18 protein-coding genes are annotated in these 21,916 nt (G+C 59.4%); 6 read left to right on the forward strand and 12 right to left on the reverse strand.

Annotation, left to right across the window (positions count from 1 at the left end):
• Positions 1 to 128: 128 nt before the first annotated feature.
• From J2Y56_RS07445 to J2Y56_RS07470, 6 genes are read right to left on the reverse strand one after another with little or no spacing between them, the layout of a single operon-like run.
• A complete protein-coding gene (locus J2Y56_RS07445) occupies positions 129 to 1,460 on the reverse strand; it encodes a DUF58 domain-containing protein (protein WP_310349547.1) in 1,332 nt (443 codons plus the stop codon).
• A complete protein-coding gene (locus J2Y56_RS07450) occupies positions 1,457 to 2,458 on the reverse strand; it encodes a MoxR family ATPase (protein ID WP_310349548.1) in 1,002 nt (333 codons plus the stop codon). Before J2Y56_RS07450 ends, J2Y56_RS07445 begins: the two co-directional genes overlap by 4 nt.
• Complete coding sequence (locus tag J2Y56_RS07455) at positions 2,455 to 3,618, reverse strand: DUF4350 domain-containing protein (RefSeq protein WP_007945879.1); 1,164 nt, start codon at positions 3,616 to 3,618, stop codon at positions 2,455 to 2,457. The genes J2Y56_RS07450 and J2Y56_RS07455 overlap by 4 nt, the downstream gene beginning before the upstream one ends.
• Complete coding sequence (locus tag J2Y56_RS07460; RefSeq protein ID WP_310349549.1) at positions 3,615 to 5,159, reverse strand: DUF4129 domain-containing protein; 1,545 nt, start codon at positions 5,157 to 5,159, stop codon at positions 3,615 to 3,617. Before J2Y56_RS07460 ends, J2Y56_RS07455 begins: the two co-directional genes overlap by 4 nt.
• Complete coding sequence (locus J2Y56_RS07465; RefSeq protein WP_007945877.1) at positions 5,146 to 6,123, reverse strand: stage II sporulation protein M; 978 nt, start codon at positions 6,121 to 6,123, stop codon at positions 5,146 to 5,148. The genes J2Y56_RS07460 and J2Y56_RS07465 overlap by 14 nt, the downstream gene beginning before the upstream one ends.
• Positions 6,120 to 6,845 carry an RDD family protein gene (locus tag J2Y56_RS07470; protein ID WP_007945875.1) on the reverse strand — a complete coding sequence of 242 codons (726 nt, stop codon included), beginning with the start codon at positions 6,843 to 6,845 and terminating at the stop codon, positions 6,120 to 6,122. Before J2Y56_RS07470 ends, J2Y56_RS07465 begins: the two co-directional genes overlap by 4 nt.
• A gap of 180 nt (positions 6,846 to 7,025) precedes the next feature.
• Between J2Y56_RS07470 and sbcB the strand changes: the two genes are divergently transcribed.
• Positions 7,026 to 8,456: an exodeoxyribonuclease I gene (sbcB, locus tag J2Y56_RS07475; protein ID WP_310349551.1), complete on the forward strand. Its 1,431-nt coding sequence runs from the start codon at positions 7,026 to 7,028 to the stop codon at positions 8,454 to 8,456.
• Positions 8,457 to 8,555: 99 nt separating this feature from the next.
• Here sbcB and mvaT read toward each other — a convergent pair whose 3' ends face one another.
• Positions 8,556 to 8,933, reverse strand: coding sequence for a histone-like nucleoid-structuring protein MvaT (gene mvaT, locus J2Y56_RS07480; RefSeq protein ID WP_007945872.1), 378 nt, complete (start codon positions 8,931 to 8,933; stop codon positions 8,556 to 8,558).
• Positions 8,934 to 9,269: 336 nt separating this feature from the next.
• Between mvaT and purU the strand changes: the two genes are divergently transcribed.
• On the forward strand, positions 9,270 to 10,118 hold the full coding sequence (gene purU / locus J2Y56_RS07485) for a formyltetrahydrofolate deformylase (protein ID WP_007945871.1): 849 nt from the start codon (positions 9,270 to 9,272) through the stop codon (positions 10,116 to 10,118).
• Positions 10,119 to 10,199: 81 nt separating this feature from the next.
• Positions 10,200 to 10,376 (forward strand): hypothetical protein, encoded by a 177-nt coding sequence (locus J2Y56_RS07490; protein WP_007945870.1) that lies wholly within the window; start codon positions 10,200 to 10,202, stop codon positions 10,374 to 10,376.
• On the opposite strand, the gene J2Y56_RS07495 is transcribed toward J2Y56_RS07490, so the two are convergent.
• The 4 genes from J2Y56_RS07495 to J2Y56_RS07510 form a co-directional block, all read right to left on the reverse strand.
• Complete coding sequence (locus tag J2Y56_RS07495; protein WP_310349554.1) at positions 10,363 to 11,358, reverse strand: lysylphosphatidylglycerol synthase transmembrane domain-containing protein; 996 nt, start codon at positions 11,356 to 11,358, stop codon at positions 10,363 to 10,365. The genes J2Y56_RS07490 and J2Y56_RS07495 overlap by 14 nt on opposite strands.
• The gene (locus J2Y56_RS07500; RefSeq protein WP_310349556.1) at positions 11,355 to 12,131 is read right to left on the reverse strand and encodes a DUF2334 domain-containing protein; all 777 of its coding nucleotides are present in this window, start codon (positions 12,129 to 12,131) and stop codon (positions 11,355 to 11,357) included. The genes J2Y56_RS07495 and J2Y56_RS07500 overlap by 4 nt, the downstream gene beginning before the upstream one ends.
• Positions 12,124 to 13,245 (reverse strand): glycosyltransferase family 1 protein, encoded by a 1,122-nt coding sequence (locus J2Y56_RS07505; protein WP_081502787.1) that lies wholly within the window; start codon positions 13,243 to 13,245, stop codon positions 12,124 to 12,126. Before J2Y56_RS07505 ends, J2Y56_RS07500 begins: the two co-directional genes overlap by 8 nt.
• A gap of 189 nt (positions 13,246 to 13,434) precedes the next feature.
• Positions 13,435 to 15,324, reverse strand: a complete 1,890-nt coding sequence (locus tag J2Y56_RS07510) for a methyl-accepting chemotaxis protein (protein ID WP_007945866.1) — start codon at positions 15,322 to 15,324, stop codon at positions 13,435 to 13,437.
• 185 nt (positions 15,325 to 15,509) lie between these two features.
• On the opposite strand from J2Y56_RS07510, the gene J2Y56_RS07515 reads away from it, so the two are divergent.
• On the forward strand, positions 15,510 to 16,997 hold the full coding sequence (locus J2Y56_RS07515; RefSeq protein ID WP_310336151.1) for a helicase HerA-like domain-containing protein: 1,488 nt from the start codon (positions 15,510 to 15,512) through the stop codon (positions 16,995 to 16,997).
• Positions 16,998 to 17,055: 58 nt separating this feature from the next.
• On the opposite strand, the gene J2Y56_RS07520 is transcribed toward J2Y56_RS07515, so the two are convergent.
• A complete protein-coding gene (locus J2Y56_RS07520; protein WP_007945864.1) occupies positions 17,056 to 17,511 on the reverse strand; it encodes a DUF721 domain-containing protein in 456 nt (151 codons plus the stop codon).
• Positions 17,512 to 17,818: 307 nt separating this feature from the next.
• Between J2Y56_RS07520 and secA the strand changes: the two genes are divergently transcribed.
• Both secA and argJ read left to right on the forward strand, forming a co-directional pair.
• Positions 17,819 to 20,554: a preprotein translocase subunit SecA gene (gene secA, locus J2Y56_RS07525; protein WP_310349558.1), complete on the forward strand. Its 2,736-nt coding sequence runs from the start codon at positions 17,819 to 17,821 to the stop codon at positions 20,552 to 20,554.
• 122 nt (positions 20,555 to 20,676) lie between these two features.
• Complete coding sequence (argJ, locus tag J2Y56_RS07530) at positions 20,677 to 21,894, forward strand: bifunctional glutamate N-acetyltransferase/amino-acid acetyltransferase ArgJ (protein WP_007945862.1); 1,218 nt, start codon at positions 20,677 to 20,679, stop codon at positions 21,892 to 21,894.
• The last annotated feature ends 22 nt before the right edge of the window (positions 21,895 to 21,916 follow it).

Below are 21,916 nucleotides of genomic sequence, written 5' to 3' on the forward strand. Positions count from 1 at the left end.
AATCGGATCGATATCAGCATTACGAAGTACTCATGCGGTTCCTAAACTCTGACGGTACAGTTAACGTTGAACAACGTGCAGGTATCGTATTCCTGGAGCGCTAGGGGTCCATTGATGGACGTAATTGCTCATAGCGCTGCCGCCTTCTTCCACCCCAAATACCGCGTCACCAACTCGGCCCCTAACTCCTGGGGTCGAGCATCCACCACCAGCACTCCATGAGCCTTCAACCGCTCATGGAGCTGCGCCCGGTCATTCAAATAATCCACCGTCCCGCAATAGGCCAGCGCCTCTGGCAAGGTCTGCACCGGGGCGTGCCGTAGATTATCGAGCAAGTCCTCACGCAGGCTCGCCACCAACACCCTATGCAGCTTGCTCAAGCGTTTAACCGCAGTCAGCAATTCTTCATCGTCTTCATCCCGCAGGTTGGTCACCAGCACCACCAGTGCCCGACGTTTTTGTCGGGCCAGCAGTTGAGTTGCCGCGGCCTGGTAATCGGCGGGGCGTTGGGTACTGTCGAGGTCGTACACGCTGTTGAGCAAAACGTTCAATTGGCCAGTGCCTTTGACCGGGGCCAGGTAATGCGCGCGGTCACTGGCGAACGTACTCAAGCCCACCGCATCACCCTGGCGCAGGGCGACATAGCTGAGCAACAGGCACGCGTTGAGGGCGTGATCGAAATGCGCGAGTTCGCCGTCCTGACTGCGCATGCGCCGACCGCAGTCGAGCATGAAGATGATTTGCTGGTCACGCTCGTCTTGATACTCACGGGCAATCGGCGTGCGCTGGCGTGCCGTGGCTTTCCAGTCGATCTGGCGCAGGCTGTCGCCTTCACGAAACTCGCGCAGTTGATGAAACTCCAGACCCAACCCGCGACGTTGCTGCTGGCGCACGCCCAATTGGCTGAGCCAGTTATCCACCGCCAGCAGTTCGCCGCCGTAGAGGCGAGCGAAATCAGGGTAGACACGGGTGCTGTCGACCACGTTCAGCAGGCGTTTGTCGGACCATAAACCCAAGGGGCTCGGCAGGCTGATTTCGCAGTGATCGAAGCTGAAGTGACCGCGCTTGAGTGGACGCAGCCGATAGCCAATTTCACTCTGTTGGCCGGGTTGCAGTTCTACCCGGAGCGGCAGGTTTTCGAAGCTCAGGCCATCCGGTACATGATCGAAAATGTCGGCGTTGAGTGGTTGCGTAAAGTCATGCTCGACCTCCAGCTGCACTTCGCCCCAGCGGCCGAGCGCGAGGCTGCCGGGCATCTGCCGTCGCACACGAGGCGAGGGCAGGCGCTTGAGGCGGATGGCGTCGAGAATCGCCAATGCCAGCAACGCCAGCAGCAATCCCCAGTTGATCGATAACAGGGTCGATGGAACGTCGATTTCCAGTGCCCGCAAGGTGCCCAGCACGATGCCGATGGCCAGCAGGATCGCGAGCCAGATCAGCAACAGGCGCGAGGGTTTCACAGGCGCGGTGCCGGCACTTGATCGAGCAGTTGCTTGAGCACCTGATCGACGTCCAGCCCTTCGATATCCAGCTCCGGTGCAATGAGTACACGATGGCGCAGCACCGCCAAAGCGCAGCCTTTGATGTCATCCGGAATGACGAATTCGCCACCGCGCAACAACGCCCGTGCTCGAGCGCAGCGTACCAACGCAATGGATGCCCGAGGCCCGGCGCCGAGGGTCAACCCCGGCCAGGTGCGGGTGCTGCGGGCCAGGCGCACGGCGTAATCGAGCACCTGATCGTCCATCGGCAAATCACTGGCAATACGCTGCAGAGCCAGCACGTCCTTGGCCTGCAACACCGTGCGCATCGGTTGCACATCGAGCATGTCGGCGCGGGTCGAACGGCTGACCTGGCGGACCATGTTCAGCTCCTGCTCGGCATCGGGGTAATCCATGCGCACCTTGAGCATGAAGCGGTCGAGTTCGGCTTCGGGCAGGGGGTAGGTACCTTCCTGTTCGATCGGGTTTTGCGTGGCGAGCACCATGAAGGGTTGCACGATGGGCAAGGCACGGCCTTCGAGGGTGACCTGGCGTTCCTGCATGGCTTCGAGCAGCGCGGCCTGGGTTTTCGCCGGGGCGCGGTTGATCTCGTCGGCCAGTAGCAGGTTGGTGAATAGAGGACCTTTGCGCAGCTTGAACTGCTCGGTGTTCAGGTCGTAGACCGCGTGCCCGGTCACATCGCTGGGCATCAGGTCTGGCGTGAACTGGATGCGCGCGAATTCGCCGCCGAAGCAGCGGGCGAGGGCGCGCACCAGCAATGTCTTGCCCAACCCCGGTACGCCTTCGAGCAGCACATGACCGCCTGCGATCAGCGCGGTGAGGACGTCGTCGATCACCGTGTTCTGGCCGATCACCGCTTTCTGCAATTCCCCGCGCACGGCCTGGGCCAATTGACTGGCGCGCTGGCGTTGCTGGGCGGCGTGAGTCGGCGAGCCTGGCTCGATCTGTTCACTCATAGCGTGTTCCTCAAGGTTTGCAGGTGGGCGACCTGACGGCTGAAGTGAGCGCTGGACAGCCGCTGCTTCGGTCGCGGGCTCATGGCCTGGCTGATAGCATGTGTGGATTGGCCGGTCAGGCGTGCGAGCACCAGCCATTGCTCGGCAACGCCGAGTTGCTCAAAACCGGGATGACGACGCCGCACGCGGCGCAGGATGTCTTGTTGCAAGGCTTGCAACAGGTGTTGCTGGCCGTTGCGGCGCAACATGAAATCAGCGCTGGCGCGCAGGTGTTCCTGTAACTGACGGCGGCCTTTCGCAGCGGGCTCCTGCAATGGACCCTGGCGCACCCCCGCATGCCAGAAGCCAAGTCCGATCAGCGCTATCAGGGCCACCAGCGCCTGCGGGAAATATCGCCACAGCAAGGTCAGCAGGCTGTCGTGTTCGATGTTGAACAGCAACGTCACGCTTGTGTCCGCCGTCAGATACCAGAGCAGCCAGGCATTGTCGTACTGGTCGATGGCCGGGGTTTTCCACAGGTCGGCGTCGGTGACCACAATGATCGAACCAAGCCCGTGGTTGAGCTGCATCATGTGTGTGGCCTTGCCGCTGTTAGCCCAGGCTTGGGCGAGGTTTTTCGGGTCATCGAGATGGAACGTCGTGTCGAAATTCGCGTAGGCCGGAGCTTCTTCATCTTCCAGATACAGCTTGGTCAGTTTGGGATAGCGGTCGTCGAGGATGTCCGGTGGCGGCTCCTTGAGGTCTTTGCTCAGCGACTGGTGCAACTGCACCCGGTCGAGCAGCAGGTCGTTGCTCTGCCCGGTCTTTTCATCCCAAAGGGATTGGGCCACAAATAAAATACGCCCGCCGGCCCGGGTCCAGTTCAAGACCTGATCAATCTGACGCGGGGTCATGTTGTAGCGATTTCCGAGCAACAACAGGCTGTGCTGATGGGGATCAAGGGTGGGCAGCACGTCAAGACCATTGGCGTGGCTGACGGTCAGGCCCTGCTTGCGCAAAAAATGTTCAGCGGCGAGGTAGGGGTTGGCCTGCGCTTCAGGCGATGGGCCGTGATCGATTTCTGCCGGATAGGGCGTGGCTTTCAGGTATAGATAAATACTCAGCGCACCCACCAGCAGGGCGATGAATACACCAATCACCTGCCACAATCGCCGGCTCAATGGGCCGCTCCCGGGCCGAACAAAGCTCGCCAGCCCTCACACAGTTCCTGTTGCAGATGCGCGGGTGGCAGGCGATGACCGTAGGCCATGTTCTGCCAGTGAGCGGTCAGCGTCTTGCTAAACGCCAGCAAGGCCGGTTGCTGCAGTTGTTCGACGCGCCGCAGTACTTCGCCTTCGGTGTCGGCGGGTTTCAACGCCATGTGGTGATCGTGCAGCAAGTGGCTGAGCAGGGCGCGATAGAGCAAACCGAGGGCCACTCGCGGGTTGGTTTGCCAGAGACTTTCCGCACTGGCGGCAATGTCGGCGGGCAGGGTTTCACGGTCGAGGTCCAGGCCAAAAGCCTGTTGCGGTAATGGTCGGGCGACTTTTTTTTGCAACGCGGGTCGATAACTGACAAACGCCTGCAACCAGTCACGGTAATGCCAGATCAATAAGCCGATACCGCCGATAATCGCGCCCCACAGCAGTACTTCGATCAGGGTGGCGAGGAAGCTGAAACGCTGGCTGTCGAGCAGCGCTAAAAACGCCTTCAGCCATTGCGGTGTTTTGCCGTCATCCGGGGTTTGGCCCTCGGGTTTGTCTTCGCCAAACTGATAGCGGGTGACCGTTTCCTTGTTCTTGAACGGTGGATGGTCGAGGAGGGCTTTGATGCTGTCTTTTGAAGCCTGGCTGGTCAGCGGTTGATGGAGCAGTCGAGGACTGTTCGGAGTGATGGCCGTTTCGGCGGCCCAGACGTGTTGCGCACCAGGCACCCACAGGATTGCCGCGAGCAACAAGCTGAGGGCGGTTGTAGTGAGACGTTGGCGTAATCGGCGAAACACCAGTTCAATATCCCAGGCCTCCAGCACCGTGCGCCGGTTCAGGTAAAGGCTGAAGCCACAGGCGACATAGACCGGCTCCCAGACAATCAGCACCAGCACGTAAAAAGCATTGGTCAGGTGTTCCAGCCAGCGCCAGTCCTGCACGGCGGCGGTAATCAAGGTCTGCCAGCTCCAGTCGAGTTCAACCTGCTGTGGCAGGAACAGGTAGAACAACACCATCAAACCAATCCACAGTGCGCTTTCCAGATGCACGCCGATAACGGTCAGCCATTTCGCCGCGCTGGCATTGCGCTGCTGCAAGACCTGCAACCGCTGTTGTCGCGCCTCGCCACTCAGACCTTCAAGTTGCACCACCGGCATTACAAAGCTGCGGCTCAGGCTCAGGCGACGCGAGGTCAGGCTGGCCAGCAGTTGCGGCTTGAGCAGACGTGGCCATTCGCGCAGCGCCTGTTTCAACGTCGGTGTTTCGCCGAACAGGCTTTTGGACAGGATGAACAACGGCAGGCGCTCGAACGCCGGTTTGAGCCACCAGAAGATGAATACGGCGAGGGACGGCGAATCCCAGAACATCGCACTGAGCAAGGCGAAGACCGGCAAGGTCACGATGGCCCAACTGGTCATCAACAGGCGTCGATGGCGCTGGCTCAGCAGCACGCCCAGGTCCATGGCTTCCCAGGTGGTGCGCGGGCGGATCACGACCGTGGCATCACTCAGGCGCATGGCGAGCCCGTCCGGCAAACAGCAGATACGTCGCGACCAACGCCCACAGCGCGGCGCCGACCAGGTATTTGGTCATCGGCTTTGGGGCGGTCATCGAGGACCAGTAAGCTTCGATAAACGCCGCAATCAACAGGAGCAACATGACGCCGCAGATCAGCAGCACACTCTTGCCCGCCGCCAGTCGCAATGCTTCGGTGCGCGTCAGGCGTCCCGGTGCAATCAGCGCCCAACCCAGCTGCAGGCCGGCGGCTCCGGCCAGGGCGATGGCCGTCAGTTCAAAAGCGCCGTGCCCGATCACGAACGACCAGAACGATTGCCCAAAGCCGACATGCGTCAGGTGCCCGGCCACTGCACCGATCATCAAGCCGTTGAACAGCAGGAAAAACGCGCTGCCCAGACCCAGCATCAACCCGCTGGCAAAGGTCTGAAAGGCGATGCCGATGTTGTGCATGATGTAGTAACCGAACATCACCCAGTCTTCACTGGCGGCGCGTTCCGTTGTGCGTCCCAAATGGCCGGCGACCGGGTCGTACATACTCTGCAATTCGCTGACCTGTTCGGCCGGAATCAGGTTGTAGACCAGGTCCGGGAACAGGTACACCAGCAGCGCGAAACCGCTCAGGCTGCCAAAAAACATCAGGCTGGCGGCGAGCACAAAGCGCCATTGTTCGCGCACCAGTCGCGGAAATCCGGCCAGGATGAAACCCGCCACGTTGGCGCCCAGTCGACTGCGATGCCGATACAGCTGTTGATGCCCGCGCAGCACAAGCTGCTGCAAGGAGTCGATCAGAAAACTGCTGTAACCCCGTTCCTGCGCCAATGCCAAATGTTGGCAAAGGCGACGATAGTCCTTGGGGAAACCGCCGATCCGGGACGCGCCCTTGCCGTGCTCCAGCTGACCCAGCATCAGGGAAAACTGTTCCCACTCGGCCTTGTGGCGCTGTTCGAACAGACTCTGCTTCATGCCGGCCCCAACAAGCCACGGGCGATGCCGTTGAGTTCTGCCACGGCGCGCGGCGGGTCGACCTGCAACGGTTGCGCGAGAATCGAGGCGAGCTCAAGGGTGCGAGCCTCCGAGAGTTCACCCTGGCGTTCGGCAAAACCGAGGATGGCGCGCTGTTCGGACAGCGTCAGGGCAAAAACCGGGCGCACAGGCGTGGCTTCGGGCAGTTGCGGTCGGGTGCGCGGTTGTTCGCGGTAGATCACCAGCGTGCCGGCAGCGAGGTCGCCGAGACGCTTGAAGGTGGGATCTTGCAGGCAGCTGATGGCACCGAGGAAGTAACCGAAGGGCAGCATGTCGACAAATCTGAGCAGGTTGCGCAGCAGCGAAGCGGACCAGCCGACCGGTGTGCCGTCGTCCTGTACCACGCGCAAACCCATCCACTGTTTGCCCGGTGAGCGGCCCTGATTGAGCACTTCGAACAGCACCATGTACCACCAACTCACTGCGAACAGCAGGAGCGAGCCCAGCCCCGCGCCAACTTTCCCGAGCAGCGACAGCACGATAAACAGCAAACCGAGGATCAGCCCGCGCAACCCGAGGTCGATGGCAAAGGCCAGCGCACGCACCATCAACCCGGCGGGACGCAGTGGCAAGTCGATGCCTTCGGGCGTTTCGACTTGATACCGCGTGTCCAGTGGCGGGTACAGCGTTGCTTTCCCTGGCAGTGCTGTGGTCTCGAGCATGGGCAACCTGTGTGGCCTGTTCGGGATTGGAAGTCTGTTCGATGCTAGCAGCCTCTCGGGGGAAAACGACATAACTATGTATTGCACGGTGAGTGGCCACAGGTGATTGAATGACAAGTTACTGGCCGGGGCGGGATATGAACGCCTAGACTTCGTCGATCTTCAGTTCAGGAACAGCCCGTGACCTCAATCTTCTGGTACGACTATGAAACCACTGGCATCAACCCCCGTTGCGACCGACCGCTGCAAGTCGCGGGGATTCGCACCGACTTCGATCTCAATGAAATAGACGAACCGGTCAATCTTTACTGCCAGCCCAGTGATGACATCCTGCCGCATCCAGCGGCCTGCGCCATCACTGGAATAACGCCAGGTCAACTGGCCGGGCAGGGCTTGAGCGAAGCCGATTTCATGACCCGGGTGCATGCCCAGTTGGCGGCGCCTGGCACGTGCGGTGCGGGTTACAACACGCTACGTTTCGACGACGAGATGACCCGTTACAGCCTGTATCGAAACTTTTTCGATCCGTATGCTCGCGAGTGGCAGGGCGGCAACAGTCGCTGGGACCTGATTGATGTGGTGCGTGCGGCATATGCCTTGCGTCCGGATGGGCTCGTCTGGCCCACGGACGACGAGGGCCGGGTGACGCTCAAACTCGAACGCCTGACCGCCGCCAACGGCATTGATCATGGAAATGCCCACGAAGCGTTGTCGGACGTTCGCGCCACCATCGCGCTGGCGCGTCTGATTCGTGAAAAACAGCCAAAGTTGTATGACTGGCTATTCAAGTTGCGCAGCAAGCAAAAGGTGATGGACCAGATTCGCCTGTTGCAACCGATGGTGCATATCTCCGGGCGCTTTTCGGCTGCCCGCAGTTATGTCGGTGTGGTGCTGCCACTGGCCTGGCACCCGCGTAACAAGAACGCATTGATTGTCTGCGACCTGCACCTGGATCCCCAGGGGTTACTGGATCTGGATGCCGAGACCTTGCGACAGCGGCTGTACATCCGTCGTGATGACCTGGCCGAAGGCGAATTGCCCGTGCCGCTTAAACTCATCCACATCAACAAGTGCCCGGTGGTCGCACCGTTGTCTGTTCTTCGCCCCGACGATCAGCAACGCCTGGGGCTGGACATGGCGCTTTATCAGGAACGAGCGCTGCGGCTAATCGACGCACAACAAGTTTGGCAAGATAAAGTGCAAGCGATTTATAACCGCGAAGATTTCACCCCAAGCCAGGATCCCGAACAACAGTTATACGATGGTTTTATCGGTGACCGGGATCGGCGTCTTTGCGAGCAAGTCAGAGCCGCGGACCCTGCGCAGTTAGCACAAGAGCAATGGCCTTTCGATGACGAACGTTTACCTGAATTATTGTTTCGATATCGCGCACGCAACTTCCCCGATACGTTGAATTCCGAGGAGCAAGAGCGCTGGCGATTATTCTGTCAGAAACGTTTGTCAGCACCCGAGTGGGGGGCGCCTCATACCCTGAAAAGTTTTACAGAGGCCGCGGCCCAATTGAACGAAACTGCTACACCGTTGCAGCGCGCAGTGCTGAGTGATTGGCAATGTTATGTCGAGGTATTACGAAAACGTATGAATCTTTGAAAACGAAAACAGACATGTCCGAATCACGGGCATAAAAAAACGCCAGCATTCGCTGGCGTTCTTTTTTGTCACGGATTCATCTGCGACAAGCTCTACGGCTTAGCCCAGCAGAGTAGCCCAGCCTTCAACCACGTCGCCGCCCCACTTGGCTTTCCACTCTTTCAGAGTTTTGTGGTTGCCACCTTTGGTTTCGATGACTTCGCCGTTGTGCGGGTTTTTGTATTGTTTAACTTTGCGAGCACGCTTGGTGCCAGTAGTTTTTACTGCGCCGCCGCGTGGAGCCTTGGATTTGGACTCTGGATCCAGCAGCGCGATGATGTCACGCAGGGACTTGGAGTATTCGCCCATCAGGGTGCGCAGTTTGCCTTCGAATTCCAGCTCGGTTTGCAGTTTGTCGTCTTGGGACAGGTTCTTCAAACGGGCTTGCAGCTCTTTGATAGCTTCTTCGGTGGCACGGTATTCGTTGATCAAGGACATGAGGACTACCTTATGTTGGAGGCTGGATGGCAGGGAACAGTGTGGCAATAATAGTCAGGGTGTTTCATCAAGTAAACATTTAACCGGCGTTTTAATTAAATTACTTATGATGAACAGGGCGAAAATTGAAGAGATCATTAAATAGTGTGGGCAGATAACACAGATATTCACAAATGGACTCTTGATATTGACTAAAAGATCACCAACGCGCAGGGCATGGGTGCTTCAGAATGGGCTCCTCAGCCCGGAGTGCCGGACAAGGCGTCATCAATACTGCAGTTTTGCTGCGCAATCGCTAGAATGGCGGCCTTTGCGAAGTTCTGGAGTTTCCCCCTCATGCGCACTTTTCGGCTGGTGATTGCTTGCCCGGACCGCGTCGGCATCGTTGCTAAAGTCAGTAACTTTCTGGCGTCACATAACGGCTGGATCACCGAAGCGAGCCATCACTCGGATAATCTCAGTGGCTGGTTCTTCATGCGTCACGAAATTCGTGCCGACTCGCTGCCTTTCGGTATCGAGGCTTTTCGCGAAGCCTTCGCGCCGATTGCCAAAGAGTTCTCGATGGACTGGCGCATCACCGATACCGCGCAGAAGAAACGTGTGGTGTTAATGGCCAGCCGTGAATCTCACTGCCTGGCCGATTTGCTGCACCGCTGGCACAGCGATGAACTGGATTGCGAAATTTCCTGCGTGATTTCCAACCATGACGACTTGCGCAGCATGGTCGAGTGGCACGGCATTCCTTATTACCATGTGCCGGTCAATCCGCAGGACAAAGAGCCGGCGTTTGCCGAAGTCTCGCGTCTGGTCAAGCAGCACGATGCCGAAGTGGTCGTACTTGCCCGCTACATGCAAATCCTGCCGCCGGCGTTGTGCAGCGAATATGCCCACAAGGTCATCAACATTCACCACAGCTTCCTGCCGTCGTTCGTCGGTGCCAAGCCCTATCACCAGGCCTCCATGCGCGGTGTGAAGCTGATCGGTGCAACGTGTCACTACGTGACCGAAGAACTGGACGCCGGCCCGATCATCGAGCAGGACGTGGTGCGTGTCAGCCACAGTGACAGCATCGAAGACATGGTGCGTTTCGGCCGTGATGTCGAGAAGATGGTGTTGGCGCGCGGTCTGCGTTATCACCTGGAAGACCGGGTGTTGGTTCACGGCAACAAGACGGTCGTGTTCTAAACTGCGCAAATGATCGTTCCCACGCGTGGGAACGATCAGGTCACTCAAGCCCTTCGCCGTTTCTGCATTGAGGATATGACCATGGCCGATCCACTCGATAAAGCCACGTCCAATGCCCCCGCCACATTGGGCGAGGGTTGTTTGAGTCGCTATGACCCGGATGACATGAGTCCCGAAGACGGCACGGAGTTTCCCGGTGCTGCCGAGTTATGGGAGCAGTTACAGCAAGAATCCGAAGACACGATCAAGCCTGCTTGAGCTTCATCAACTTCCTCAGCAGCGGCCGCCCCAGCATCAGCAGAAACACCGGGCCACCCGCTATCAGGTAGAAGTAATAAGTCACTGCCCGCCAGATCAGAATGGCCGCCGCCGCAGTCGACTTCCCCACCATGGGCGCCAGCAAGGCCGCCGACGTCAATTCCGCCGCCCCGGCACCGCCCGGTAACAGGCTGAATTGCCCTGCGCTGAGCGAAAGCATCTGGATCAAAAAGCACCAGGCCCATTGCAGATCCGACTCAAGCCCGCGTAATGCCAGATACAACACACTGTAGCGCAGGAACCAATGCAGGCAGGTCAATGCAAACACTGTGGTTAATGTCTGAAAAGGCAATTTCAATGTGTCAGTGAACGCGGCGAGGAAGTGCAGAAGTTTGCGTGCCCAACGCAGGCGCGTCGTGCTTTTTACATCCAAGCGAACCAGTAATCGGCCGCTCAGGCGAATCAGCTGCCGATGATAGCGGGCGACCATCACGCAGCAGATCAACCCGCCGAACAGCGAAATGACGCTGACCGTCAGCAGCCACTCCATACGTTCGCTGAGGTGCTGAAACAGGGCATAAATCAAAATACCGCTCAGTGCACAAAGAAAAAACAGCAGGTCACTCAGTTGATCCATGGCGAATACTGCGCTGCTCCTGGCCGGTTGTACGCCATTGCGCGCCAGCAACGCCATGAGTGCCAGCGGTCCGCCACTGCCGCCGGGGGTGGCGCAATAGGCGAACTCGGTGGCCATCACCACGCCGAGGCTTTTGACCGGGCTGACCTTGTCACGCTGATCGCCCAGCAACAGGTGCAAGCGCAGGCTGTTCACCAGCCAGCACAACACAATCATGCCGAACATGATCAGCAGCCAACTCAATGGAAAGCTTTGCAGCCGCGACCAAGTCTGGTTACCTCCGAGCAACAGCGGGATCAGCACCGCAGCCAACAGGGCGACGAACAGCACAATCCCCCGGCTCATGCTGCGCGGCCGACTGGCGCGCGTTGCAAAGCCAGCCATTGGGACTTGGTCATCGGCACGCGCCCTTCATCGAGCAAGCGCTTGAGGGTTTGCAGCCAGTAGTTGCGCGAAAACGCATGGCGCATGTCCACCGGGTGCAGGCCCAGGCGAATGACCGGCGCCTGCTGCCAATGCTGTTCGCGTCGATCGCTGAGCAGTTTCGACACGCCCCGGCGCCAGGCACTGCGGGCGCTCCAGACCAGCCCGGGTGCATCAATCGGAGTGAAATCCGGCAGTCGATATAAATGCTGCGAGTCGCTGGTGTAGCGCAGTGGCAATTGGCGCAACGCCTGGCGCGTGCCTTCGCTCATCAACCAGGCCGGGGCGACGAAACCTTGCAGGGGCCAGTGGTAACGCTCAAAGACCTCGATTCCGGCGTGCAGCCGGGCGAGCGCAGCGTGTTGCGGCAGACTATAAAACTCGCCTTCGTGGGTGTAGATACGACGCATGAACCAGTCTCGCGGGTTGCCGGGCGGCGGTTCCTCATCGCAATGAAAGTAGCCGTGCAATGCCAGTTCGTCCCCTTTGGCGATGCGCTGGTTGAGCACCCGTCGAAACTCCGGGTGAGCGTCAAGGCTGTTGTGTTTGTGAAAATCCGGGACGACCAGCCAGGTCATCGGTACGTCACCCAAGGCGTCGACCGCTTCAACGAAGGGTTGATAGTCGGCCCAGGTTGGCGGCGCAACGTCGTGTAATACCAGTAGCACGCAGGGCGGGTTCATCAGATTAACCATTGGCGCTCAGCGGCCATTGGCTGCCGAGTACGGCGTGATAGTGCCCCAGCAGACTGTTGACCACCGTGTCCCAGTTATATCGCCGCTCGACATGACTGCGCGCCGTTTTGCCCAGCGCCACGCTGTCCTGGCTGAATAATTCACGAACAGCATTGGCCATCGCCACCGGATTGTTCGGCGCGCACAACAAGCCGCAGGGTGCGGTAACAATTTCCGGAAAGGCGCCGGCCGCCACCGCCACCACTGGGATGCCGCTGGCCATGGCTTCGAGTATCACCAGCCCGAACGTTTCCTGGTCGCCGGCGTGCAGCAACGCATCGGCACTGGCCATCAATCGCGCCACTTGCAGGGGCGGGCAGAACCCATCGACCACCGTGACGTTGTCCGGCACGGCGGCCGGCATCGACGAGCCCACCAACAGCAGATGATAGCGCCGCCCCAGACGCACCATGCAATCGAGCAGCACCGGCAGGTTTTTTTCTTTGGAACCGCGGCCGGCGAAAATCAACAGATGAGTATTTTCATCAATGCCCAATTCGGCTCGCAGGCCAGGGTCCCGAGCATCGGGATGGAAGGTTTGCAAGTCGACGCCCAAGGGTTGGACAAACACGTTCTTCACCCCCAGCCCGCTTAATTTGTCGGCCATGACCCGGCTCGGCGCCAGCACCCGGTCGAAGTTGCCATAGAGCTTGCGGACGTAGGCTTCGACGTTCGGTGTGACCCAATTGCCCATCCGATTGCTGGCCAGCAGCGGCAAGTCCGAGTGATAAAAGCCGATGACCGGAACGTCCAGTTGGCGTCGCGCATCCAGTGCTGCCCACGCGGTGAGATATGGGTCGCCCACTTCGATCAGATCGGGCTGTAAATCCTGCAGGACGTTTCGCCAGGGGGCGAGACGGAGGGGGAAGCGATAACCCTTGCCAAAGGGCAGGGCAGGGGCTGGAACCGTGTAGACGCCATCCGTTTCACTCAGGTGAGCGCCCGGAATCAACAGGCTATGGCGGATGCCTGGCTTGGTGCCAAGGCGGCGGTGCTTGGCATCCAGGTACGTGCGCACGCCACCGCTGGCAGGGGCGTAGAACATGGTGATGTCCGCGATATGCACGATGAACAGTCCTCCGGGTCTGTGTTCTCCCTCGGTTGACCTTTATGAAGAATAGTTGTTCGGTTGGGGTTTTGCGGCGGGGTGTCAGCGGGGTTTTGTGGTGTTTGATAGACCGCTATCGCGGGCAAGCCAGCTCCCACAGTGGGTAGTGATTACCTTGTGGGAGCTGGCTTGCCCGCGATGAGGCCTTATCAGACGTTAGATTCGGAAACTGCCTACCAATTGCTTCAGACGCGAAGCCTGCTGCTCAAGATCAGAGCATGCGCGCAAGGTCGAATGAAGGTTTTCAACGCCTTCCTGGTTCAGCGTGTTGATTTCGGTAATGTCGACGTTGATCGACTCCACCACCGCGGTCTGCTCTTCAGTTGCCGTGGCCACCGACTGGTTCATCCCGTCGATTTCACCGATGCGCAACGTCACGCTGTTCAACCGCTCACCCGCCAGGTTGGCGATTTCCACGCTGTCCTGACTGTGGCGCTGGCTATCGCTCATGGTGCTGACGGATTCACGGGCGCCGACTTGCAGCTCCTCGATCATGGTCTGCACTTGTTGTGCCGATTCCTGAGTGCGGTGCGCCAGGTTGCGCACTTCATCGGCCACCACGGCGAAACCACGACCGGCTTCACCGGCGCGGGCTGCTTCGATGGCCGCGTTGAGTGCCAGCAGGTTGGTTTGTTGGGAAATGCTGGTGATCACTTCGAGAATCTGGCCGATGTTCACGGTTTTGCTGTTCAGCGATTCGATGTTGGTGCTCGATGCGCTGAGCATGCTCGACAGCTGATTCATGGCGGCAATGCTGCGATCCACCACCTGCTGGCCGTCTTCGGCCAGGCTGCGGGCATCGCTGGCCTGGCTCGACGCTTGCGCGGCGTTACGGGCGATTTCCTGGGCGGCGGCCCCCAGTTGATTGATCGCTGCGGCAACGCTGCTGGTGCGTGTAGCCTGCTGGTCGGAATTGAACATCGAGGAGTTCGAGGCGGCCACGACACGCAACGCCACTTCGTTGACTTGCCCGGTGGCCGAGGAGACTTCGCGAATCGAGGTGTGAATACGTTCCACAAAACGGTTGAACGCGGTACCGAGGATACCGAACTCATCGTTACTCAGGATGGTCAGTCGCTTGGTCAGATCGCCTTCACCGTCGGCGATGTCGGCCATGGCGCGGGTCATCACGTGCAGCGGCTGGATCAGGATGCGGATCAACATGCTCAACAGCGCGATGATGATCGCCACGGCAGTAATCGTCGCGACCACCGCCGAAGCGCGGAAATCGCTGAGCATCGAAAAGGCTTTGTCCTTGTCCACCGACAAACCGATGTACCAGTTGACCGACGGCAGGCCTTTGATCGCGGTGAAGGTGACGATGCGGGTTTTGCCGTCGATCTCCACTTCACTGTAGGCGCTGCCGATGCGCGGGGTGTTTTTCGGGAACGCCTCGCTCAGGGATTTCATCACCAGGGTTTTGTCCGGGTGGACCAGGATCTTGCCGTCGGCGCTGACCAGGAAAGCATACCCCATGCCGTCGAAATCCCGGGCGCTGAGGGTGTCGATCAGGGTTTGCAGGCTCAAGTCGCCGCCCACAACTCCGACGCTTTCTCCGGCTTTGCGCGAGGCGGTGGCGATGGAAATGATGGTCTGGCCGGTGGCCGCGTCGATGTACGGTTCGGTCAGGGTCGCGGTGTTGCTGCTTTGCGCGCCTTTGTACCAAGGGCGAACCCGTGGGTCGAAGCCGGCGGGCATCTGGGCGTCCGGGCGAATCGTGAAGCTGCCGGTGGCATCGCCCAGGTAGGACGCCATGAACGTCGACGTCAGGGCTTTCTGCTCAAGCAGGCTGGAGACGGTGGACGGTTCAGGATTGATGGCGATGTTTTGGGCGAGGTTGTCGATCAGCAGGATTCGGCCGCTCAACCAGGTCTGGATGTTATTGGCGGTGACGTCACCCATCTCACTGAGGTAGTTGTTCAGGTTTTCGCGGATGGCGTTGCGCTGTAAATAGTCGTTGTACAGCGTGAACGAGGCGAAGGCGGCAATAACAACGAGGGCGGCGGCAAGCAAAATCTTATGGCTGAAGCGCAGGTTTTTGTTCATGGCTTGGGGTTCCGCTAAGGTCTTAATGTCCAACGCGTGCTTTTATAAAGGCACGCAAAGTGGGCACTGTTGAAACCAAGCTGATATTTCCGTTCTCTCCTTAGGGAATTACCGACGCTGATTTCTGTGCAGTCTCGGTTTTTGTATCGGCCGAGCCGGATCAAAGATTAACCATGGGTGACAAAATGCCTGACTCATTGCAACTCGTTCTCGGCGCCGACCTTGCCGGCCAGTCCATCGCCCAGGCCATGCGCCTGGCCAATCGTCACGGTCTGGTCGCAGGCGCTACCGGGACGGGTAAAACCGTCACGTTGCAGCGCATGGCCGAAGCCTTCAGCGACGCTGGCGTGGCGGTGTTTGCCGCCGACATCAAGGGCGATCTGTGTGGGCTCGGTGCCGCCGGCAACCCGCAAGGCAAGATCGCCGAGCGCATCGCCGGGATGCCTTGGCTGAATCACAAGCCTCAGGCGTATCCAGTCACCCTGTGGGACATTCATGGGCAGTCCGGTCATCCATTGCGCACCACCTTGAGTGAAATGGGCCCGTTGTTGCTGGGCAGTCTGCTGGAGCTGACCGATAGCCAGCAGTCGGCGCTGTACGCGGCGTTCAAGGTGGCGGATCGCGAAGGGCTATTGCTGCTCGATCTCAAGGATTTGAAGGCGCTGCTCAATCACTTGCGTGACAACCCGCAATTGCTCGGTGATGACGCCGCGTTGATGACCACCGGCTCAAGTCAGGCGTTGTTGCGGCGTCTGGCGACGCTGGAGCAACAAGGCGCCGAAGCGCTGTTCGGCGAGCCGGCGCTGCAACTCGAAGACATCCTGCAGCCGGGCGCTGACGGTCGCGGGCGCATTCACCTGCTCGATGCCAGTCGTCTGGTTCACGAAGCGCCGAAGGTGTACGCGACCTTCCTGCTCTGGTTGCTCGCTGAACTGTTCGAGCAATTGCCGGAGCGCGGTGATGCGGATAAACCGCTGCTGGCCTTGTTTTTCGACGAGGCACACTTGTTGTTCGCCGGCACGCCCAAGGCGTTGCAGGATCGATTGGAGCAAGTGGTGCGACTGATTCGCTCCAAAGGCGTGGGCGTGTATTTCGTCACCCAATCGCCGGGTGACTTGCCGGACGACGTGCTGGCTCAGTTGGGATTACGCGTCCAGCACGGTTTGCGCGCGTTCACGGCCAAGGAACAGAAATCCTTGCGCGCCGTGGCCGAGGGTTTCCGGCCGAACCCGGCGTTCGATGCCTTGTCGGTATTGACCGAATTGGGGATTGGCGAGGCGCTGGTCGGTACGCTGGCCGATAAAGGCACGCCGGAGATGGTCCAGCGCGTATTGATCGCGCCGCCGCAATCGCGGATCGGGCCGTTGAGCGAGGCCGAACGTGCGGCACTGATCGCCGGTTCGCCGTTGCAGGGGCGTTATGACAGGCCGATTGATCGAGAGTCAGCTTATGAAGTGTTGATAGGGCGCAAGGGGCTGGCACCCGACCCCGAGGCGGCACCGGCCAAACCTGTGCCCGAGGAGCCAAGCTTCACCGACCAGGCCGGGGAGTTTCTCGGTACAGCGGCCGGACAGGCAATAAAATCGGCCATGCGACAGGCGGCCAATCAATTGGGCCGACAATTGGTGCGTGGGTTGATGGGTTCGCTGCTAGGTGGCAAAAAACGCCGCTAGCCATTGGACACCGTAGTACCTGTGGGAGCCAGCAAGTTCGCTCCCACAGAGGGCTGTGTCAGACCTTGGGTTTTGCGTGCGCCGCGAGGCGTTCCAGCGCCGCCCGCAGATTCGGATCGCTGATCCCGTCCGCCGTCGCCTGAATGGTCGCGCCCGCATCCGTCGACAAACTGATGGTATGCCCCGCAGCCCCTTGCTGGACGGTCGGTGGCTGAACCTTGAACAAAATCCGGGTCAAACTGGCGAACTCGTCAAACATCTGTAACTGGCGTTGCAGACGCTTTTGCTGATAACGCAGTCGGGTAGCCCAATGTCCGTCGGTGACGATCAGCAACAGACTGCCTTCACGCCACGACGCCACATGGCAATGTTCGCGAGCGGCCGGTTGCAATTGGCTTTCGAGCAGACGTTGTAAATGACCCAGGCGTTGAGCGTGGCCAAAAATGGCTTTCAGCGGCTTGGCTTCGCGAAGCAGAACGGCGGGGGCTCTGGCCGTAAGGGGGCGAAATGCCATGATCAGACACCTGAAGTAACAGAGCCGCCATGGTAGCAGAAAGCACCACCTGTACCTGAGCCATTGCTTTGCGCGCGCTTTACCCATTAAATCAACGAGTAACTTCTGCCGTGAATGGCTTGAAGTTCTGCAAAAAGCCCTTATTTTAAGTGAGCCCCGTTATAGCGCAGTGCATGCATCGTGGAACAACGCCACTTTCCTCACCATCGTTTCCGGGTAGAATGCTCGTTCGCATGCGGCCATGAGGGCTGCACGGGCGACTCACGGGGCCGCCCTCCATCCCTTTAGTGTGGAAGATCCTGCCGATATGTTTGCGCCTTTGTTAAAGAAACTTTTTGGAAGCAAGAACGAGCGTGAAGTCAAACGCATGCTCAAGACGGTGCAACTCGTCAATGCCTTCGAAGAGCAAATGGTGGCCCTTTCGGACGATCAATTGCGTGCCAAGACTGATGAGTTCAAGGCCCGCATCGCCAAAGGGGAATCCCTCGACAAGCTGCTGCCAGAAGCCTTTGCGGTCGCCCGCGAAGCCGGCAAGCGCGTCATGGGCATGCGCCACTTCGATGTCCAGCTGATCGGCGGCATGACCTTGCATGAAGGCATGATCGCGGAAATGCGTACCGGTGAAGGCAAGACCCTGGTGGCAACACTGGGCGTTTACCTCAACGCACTGTCCGGCAAGGGCGTGCACGTGGTGACGGTGAACGACTACCTGGCCCGCCGTGACGCCAACTGGATGCGTCCGCTCTACGAGTTCCTCGGCATGACGGTCGGCGTGGTTACGCCTTTCCAGCCGCCGGAAGAGAAACGTCTGGCTTACGCCGCCGACATTACCTACGGCACCAACAACGAATTCGGTTTCGATTACCTGCGCGACAACATGGCGTTCAGCATGGAAGAAAAATTCCAGCGCGAACTCAATTTTGCCGTCATCGACGAAGTCGACTCCATCCTCATTGACGAAGCCCGTACGCCGCTGATCATCTCCGGTCAGGCCGAGGACAGCTCCAAGCTGTACATCGAGATCAACAAACTGATCCCGACGCTTGAGTTGCACGTCGAAGAAGTTGAAGGCGAGGTCACCAAGGCCGGCCACTACACCGTCGACGAGAAGACCCGTCAGGTCGAACTCAACGAAGCCGGTCACCAGTACGTCGAAGAAACGCTCACCAGCATCGGTCTGCTGGCTGAAGGCGAAAGCCTGTATTCGGCACACAACCTGGGCCTGTTGACTCACGTCTATGCCGGTCTGCGTGCGCACAAACTGTTCCACCGCAACGTCGAGTACATCGTGCAGGACGGTCAGGTGGTCCTGGTCGACGAACACACCGGTCGCACCATGCCGGGCCGTCGTTTGTCCGAAGGCCTGCACCAGGCCATCGAAGCCAAGGAAAACCTGAACATTCAGGCCGAGAGCCAGACCCTGGCATCGACCACGTTCCAGAACTACTTCCGCTTGTACAACAAGCTGTCCGGCATGACCGGTACGGCCGACACCGAGGCGTTCGAGTTCCATCAGATCTATGGCCTGCAGGTCATGGTCATTCCGCCGAACAAGCCGCTGGCTCGTAAAGACTACAACGACCTGGTGTTCCTGACGGCCGAAGAGAAGTACGCGGCCATCGTGGCCGATATCAAGGAAAGCATGGCGGCGGGCCGTCCGGTGCTGGTGGGTACGGCGACCATCGAAACCTCCGAACACATGTCCGGCCTGCTCGTGAAAGAAGGCATCGAACACAAGGTTCTGAACGCCAAGTTCCACGAAAAAGAAGCCGAGATCATTGCTCAGGCCGGTCGCCCGGGCGCACTGACCATCGCCACCAACATGGCCGGTCGTGGTACCGACATCTTGCTGGGCGGTAACTGGGAAGTGGAAGTGGCTTCCCTGGAAGATCCAACGCCTGAGCAGATTGCCCAGATCAAGGCCGACTGGCAGAAGCGTCACCAGCAAGTGCTCGAATCGGGCGGTTTGCAGGTGATTGCGTCCGAGCGTCACGAATCGCGCCGTATCGACAACCAGCTGCGTGGTCGTGCCGGCCGTCAGGGCGACGCCGGTTCCAGCCGCTTCTACCTGTCGCTGGAAGACAGCCTGATGCGCATCTTCGCCTCTGATCGGGTGAAGAACTTCATGAAGGCCCTGGGCATGCAGCCAGGCGAGGCGATCGAGCACCGCATGGTGACCAACGCCATTGAAAAGGCTCAGCGCAAGGTTGAAGGCCGTAACTTCGACATTCGCAAGCAACTGCTGGAGTTCGACGACGTCAACAACGAACAGCGTAAAGTGATTTATCACATGCGTAACACGTTGCTGGCCGCTGACAACATCGGTGAAACCATCGCCGATTTCCGTCAGGACGTGCTCAACGCCACCATCAGCGCACACATTCCTCCACAGTCGCTGCCTGAACAGTGGGACGTGGCCGGTCTGGAAGCTGCATTGCAGAGCGACTTCGGTGTGGCGCTGCCGATCCAGCAATGGCTCGACGAAGACGATCACCTGTACGAAGAGACCCTGCGCGAGAAGCTGATGCAAGAGCTGATTGCGGCGTACAACGAGAAAGAAGATCAGGCGGGCGCCGAAGCGCTGCGCAGCTTCGAGAAGCAAATCGTACTGCGCGTCCTGGACGACCTGTGGAAAGACCACCTGTCGACCATGGACCACCTGCGTCACGGCATTCACTTGCGTGGCTATGCACAGAAGAACCCGAAGCAGGAATACAAGCGCGAGTCGTTCACGCTGTTCTCCGAGCTGCTGGATTCGATCAAGCGCGATTCGATCCGTGTGCTGTCCCACGTTCAGGTTCGCCGCGAAGACCCGATCGAGGAAGAACAACGCCTGCGTCAGGAAGCCGAAGCGCTGGCTGCACGCATGCAGTTCCACCACGAAGAAGCACCGGGCCTTGAACACGTGGAAGAGCTGGGTGAGGAAATCGATGTCGCCCTCGCCGTCGCACCGGTTCGCAACGAGCAGAAGCTGGGCCGTAACGAGCTGTGCTATTGCGGTTCGGGCAAGAAGTTCAAGCATTGCCACGGGCAGATCCAGTAAAACCCGTTTCAATCGCTGAAATACCCGCGCCGCGACCGGCATCAGCCGTCGCGGCGTTTTGCCATTTAACACCGCCGTCCATCGTATGACGGTGATGACTACATTTTTTAAGGAGCGCATTCATGGCTGTTGGTCTTGGTCCTTTGCCAACGTTGCACCCGGTTGCCGGTTTTGAACTCGGTATCGCCTCGGCCGGCATCAAGCGCCCGGGGCGCAAGGATGTCGTGGTCATGCGTTGCGCCGAAGGCTCCACTGTCGCTGGCGTTTTCACGCTCAACGCCTTTTGCGCCGCGCCTGTGATCCTGGCCAAGCAACGTGTGCAAGGCCCGGTGCGTTACTTGTTGACCAACACCGGCAATGCCAACGCCGGCACCGGCGAACCGGGCCTGGCCGCCGCCGAGCGTACGTGCGCCAAACTGGCCGAGCTGACGGGCGTTGATGCCAGCCTGGTGCTGCCGTATTCCACGGGTGTGATCGGCGAGCCGCTGCCGGTCGAGAAAATCGAAGGCGCGCTGCAAGCAGCCCTCGACGACCTGTCGATCCACAATTGGGAAGCTGCCGCTACCGGCATCATGACCACCGACACCCTGCCAAAGGGTGCCAGTCGCCAGTTTCAGCATGACGGCGTGACCATCACCGTCACCGGCATCAGCAAGGGCGCGGGCATGATCCGTCCGAACATGGCGACCATGCTCGGCTACATTGCCACCGACGCCAAAGTCTCCCGCGACGTGCTGCAAAACCTGCTGCTGGACGGTGCCAACAAATCGTTCAACCGCATCACCATCGATGGCGACACCTCGACCAACGACTGCTGCATGCTGATCGCCACCGGTCAGGCTGCGCTGCCGGAAATCACTCGTGCCGAAGGCGAGTTGTTTGCCAAGTTGAAGCAAGCGGTTTTCGAGGTGTGCATGGACGTGGCCCAGGCCATCGTTCGCGACGGCGAAGGCGCCACCAAGTTCGTCACTGTTGAAGTCAACGGCGGCGGCAATCACCAGGAATGCCTCGACGTAGGCTACACCGTGGCGCATTCGCCGCTGATCAAGACGGCCTTGTTTGCTTCCGACCCGAACTGGGGGCGCATTCTGGCCGCCGTTGGCCGTGCCGGCGTACCGAACCTGGACGTGAGCAAGATCGACGTGTTCCTCGGCGAGGTGTGCATTGCCAGCCAAGGCGCGCGCGCCGCGACGTACACCGAAGCCCAGGGCGCTGCAGTGATGCAGCAGGAAGAGATCACCATCCGTATCGAATTGGGTCGCGGCGCTTGCAGCGAAACCATCTGGACCACCGATTTGTCCCACGAGTACGTGAAGATCAACGCCGAGTACCGTACTTAAGACTGAGTCGCCCCAATCGCGG

This window comes from Pseudomonas sp. BE134, from assembly GCF_031456105.1.
GTDB lineage: Bacteria > Pseudomonadota > Gammaproteobacteria > Pseudomonadales > Pseudomonadaceae > Aquipseudomonas.

Coding starts and splice junctions, on each gene's coding strand:
- J2Y56_RS07450 (WP_310349548.1), bottom strand. CDS start 2,458: ATGAGTGAACAGATCGAGCCAGGCTCGCCGACTCACGCCGCCCAGCAA.
- J2Y56_RS07460 (WP_310349549.1), bottom strand. CDS start 5,159: ATGCGCCTGAGTGATGCCACGGTCGTGATCCGCCCGCGCACCACCTGG.
- J2Y56_RS07465 (WP_007945877.1), bottom strand. CDS start 6,123: ATGAAGCAGAGTCTGTTCGAACAGCGCCACAAGGCCGAGTGGGAACAG.
- J2Y56_RS07470 (WP_007945875.1), bottom strand. CDS start 6,845: ATGCTCGAGACCACAGCACTGCCAGGGAAAGCAACGCTGTACCCGCCA.
- mvaT (WP_007945872.1), bottom strand. CDS start 8,933: ATGTCCTTGATCAACGAATACCGTGCCACCGAAGAAGCTATCAAAGAG.
- purU (WP_007945871.1), top strand. CDS start 9,270: ATGCGCACTTTTCGGCTGGTGATTGCTTGCCCGGACCGCGTCGGCATC.
- J2Y56_RS07490 (WP_007945870.1), top strand. CDS start 10,200: ATGGCCGATCCACTCGATAAAGCCACGTCCAATGCCCCCGCCACATTG.
- J2Y56_RS07495 (WP_310349554.1), bottom strand. CDS start 11,358: ATGAGCCGGGGGATTGTGCTGTTCGTCGCCCTGTTGGCTGCGGTGCTG.
- J2Y56_RS07500 (WP_310349556.1), bottom strand. CDS start 12,131: ATGGTTAATCTGATGAACCCGCCCTGCGTGCTACTGGTATTACACGAC.
- J2Y56_RS07510 (WP_007945866.1), bottom strand. CDS start 15,324: ATGAACAAAAACCTGCGCTTCAGCCATAAGATTTTGCTTGCCGCCGCC.
- J2Y56_RS07515 (WP_310336151.1), top strand. CDS start 15,510: ATGCCTGACTCATTGCAACTCGTTCTCGGCGCCGACCTTGCCGGCCAG.
- J2Y56_RS07520 (WP_007945864.1), bottom strand. CDS start 17,511: ATGGCATTTCGCCCCCTTACGGCCAGAGCCCCCGCCGTTCTGCTTCGC.
- secA (WP_310349558.1), top strand. CDS start 17,819: ATGTTTGCGCCTTTGTTAAAGAAACTTTTTGGAAGCAAGAACGAGCGT.
- argJ (WP_007945862.1), top strand. CDS start 20,677: ATGGCTGTTGGTCTTGGTCCTTTGCCAACGTTGCACCCGGTTGCCGGT.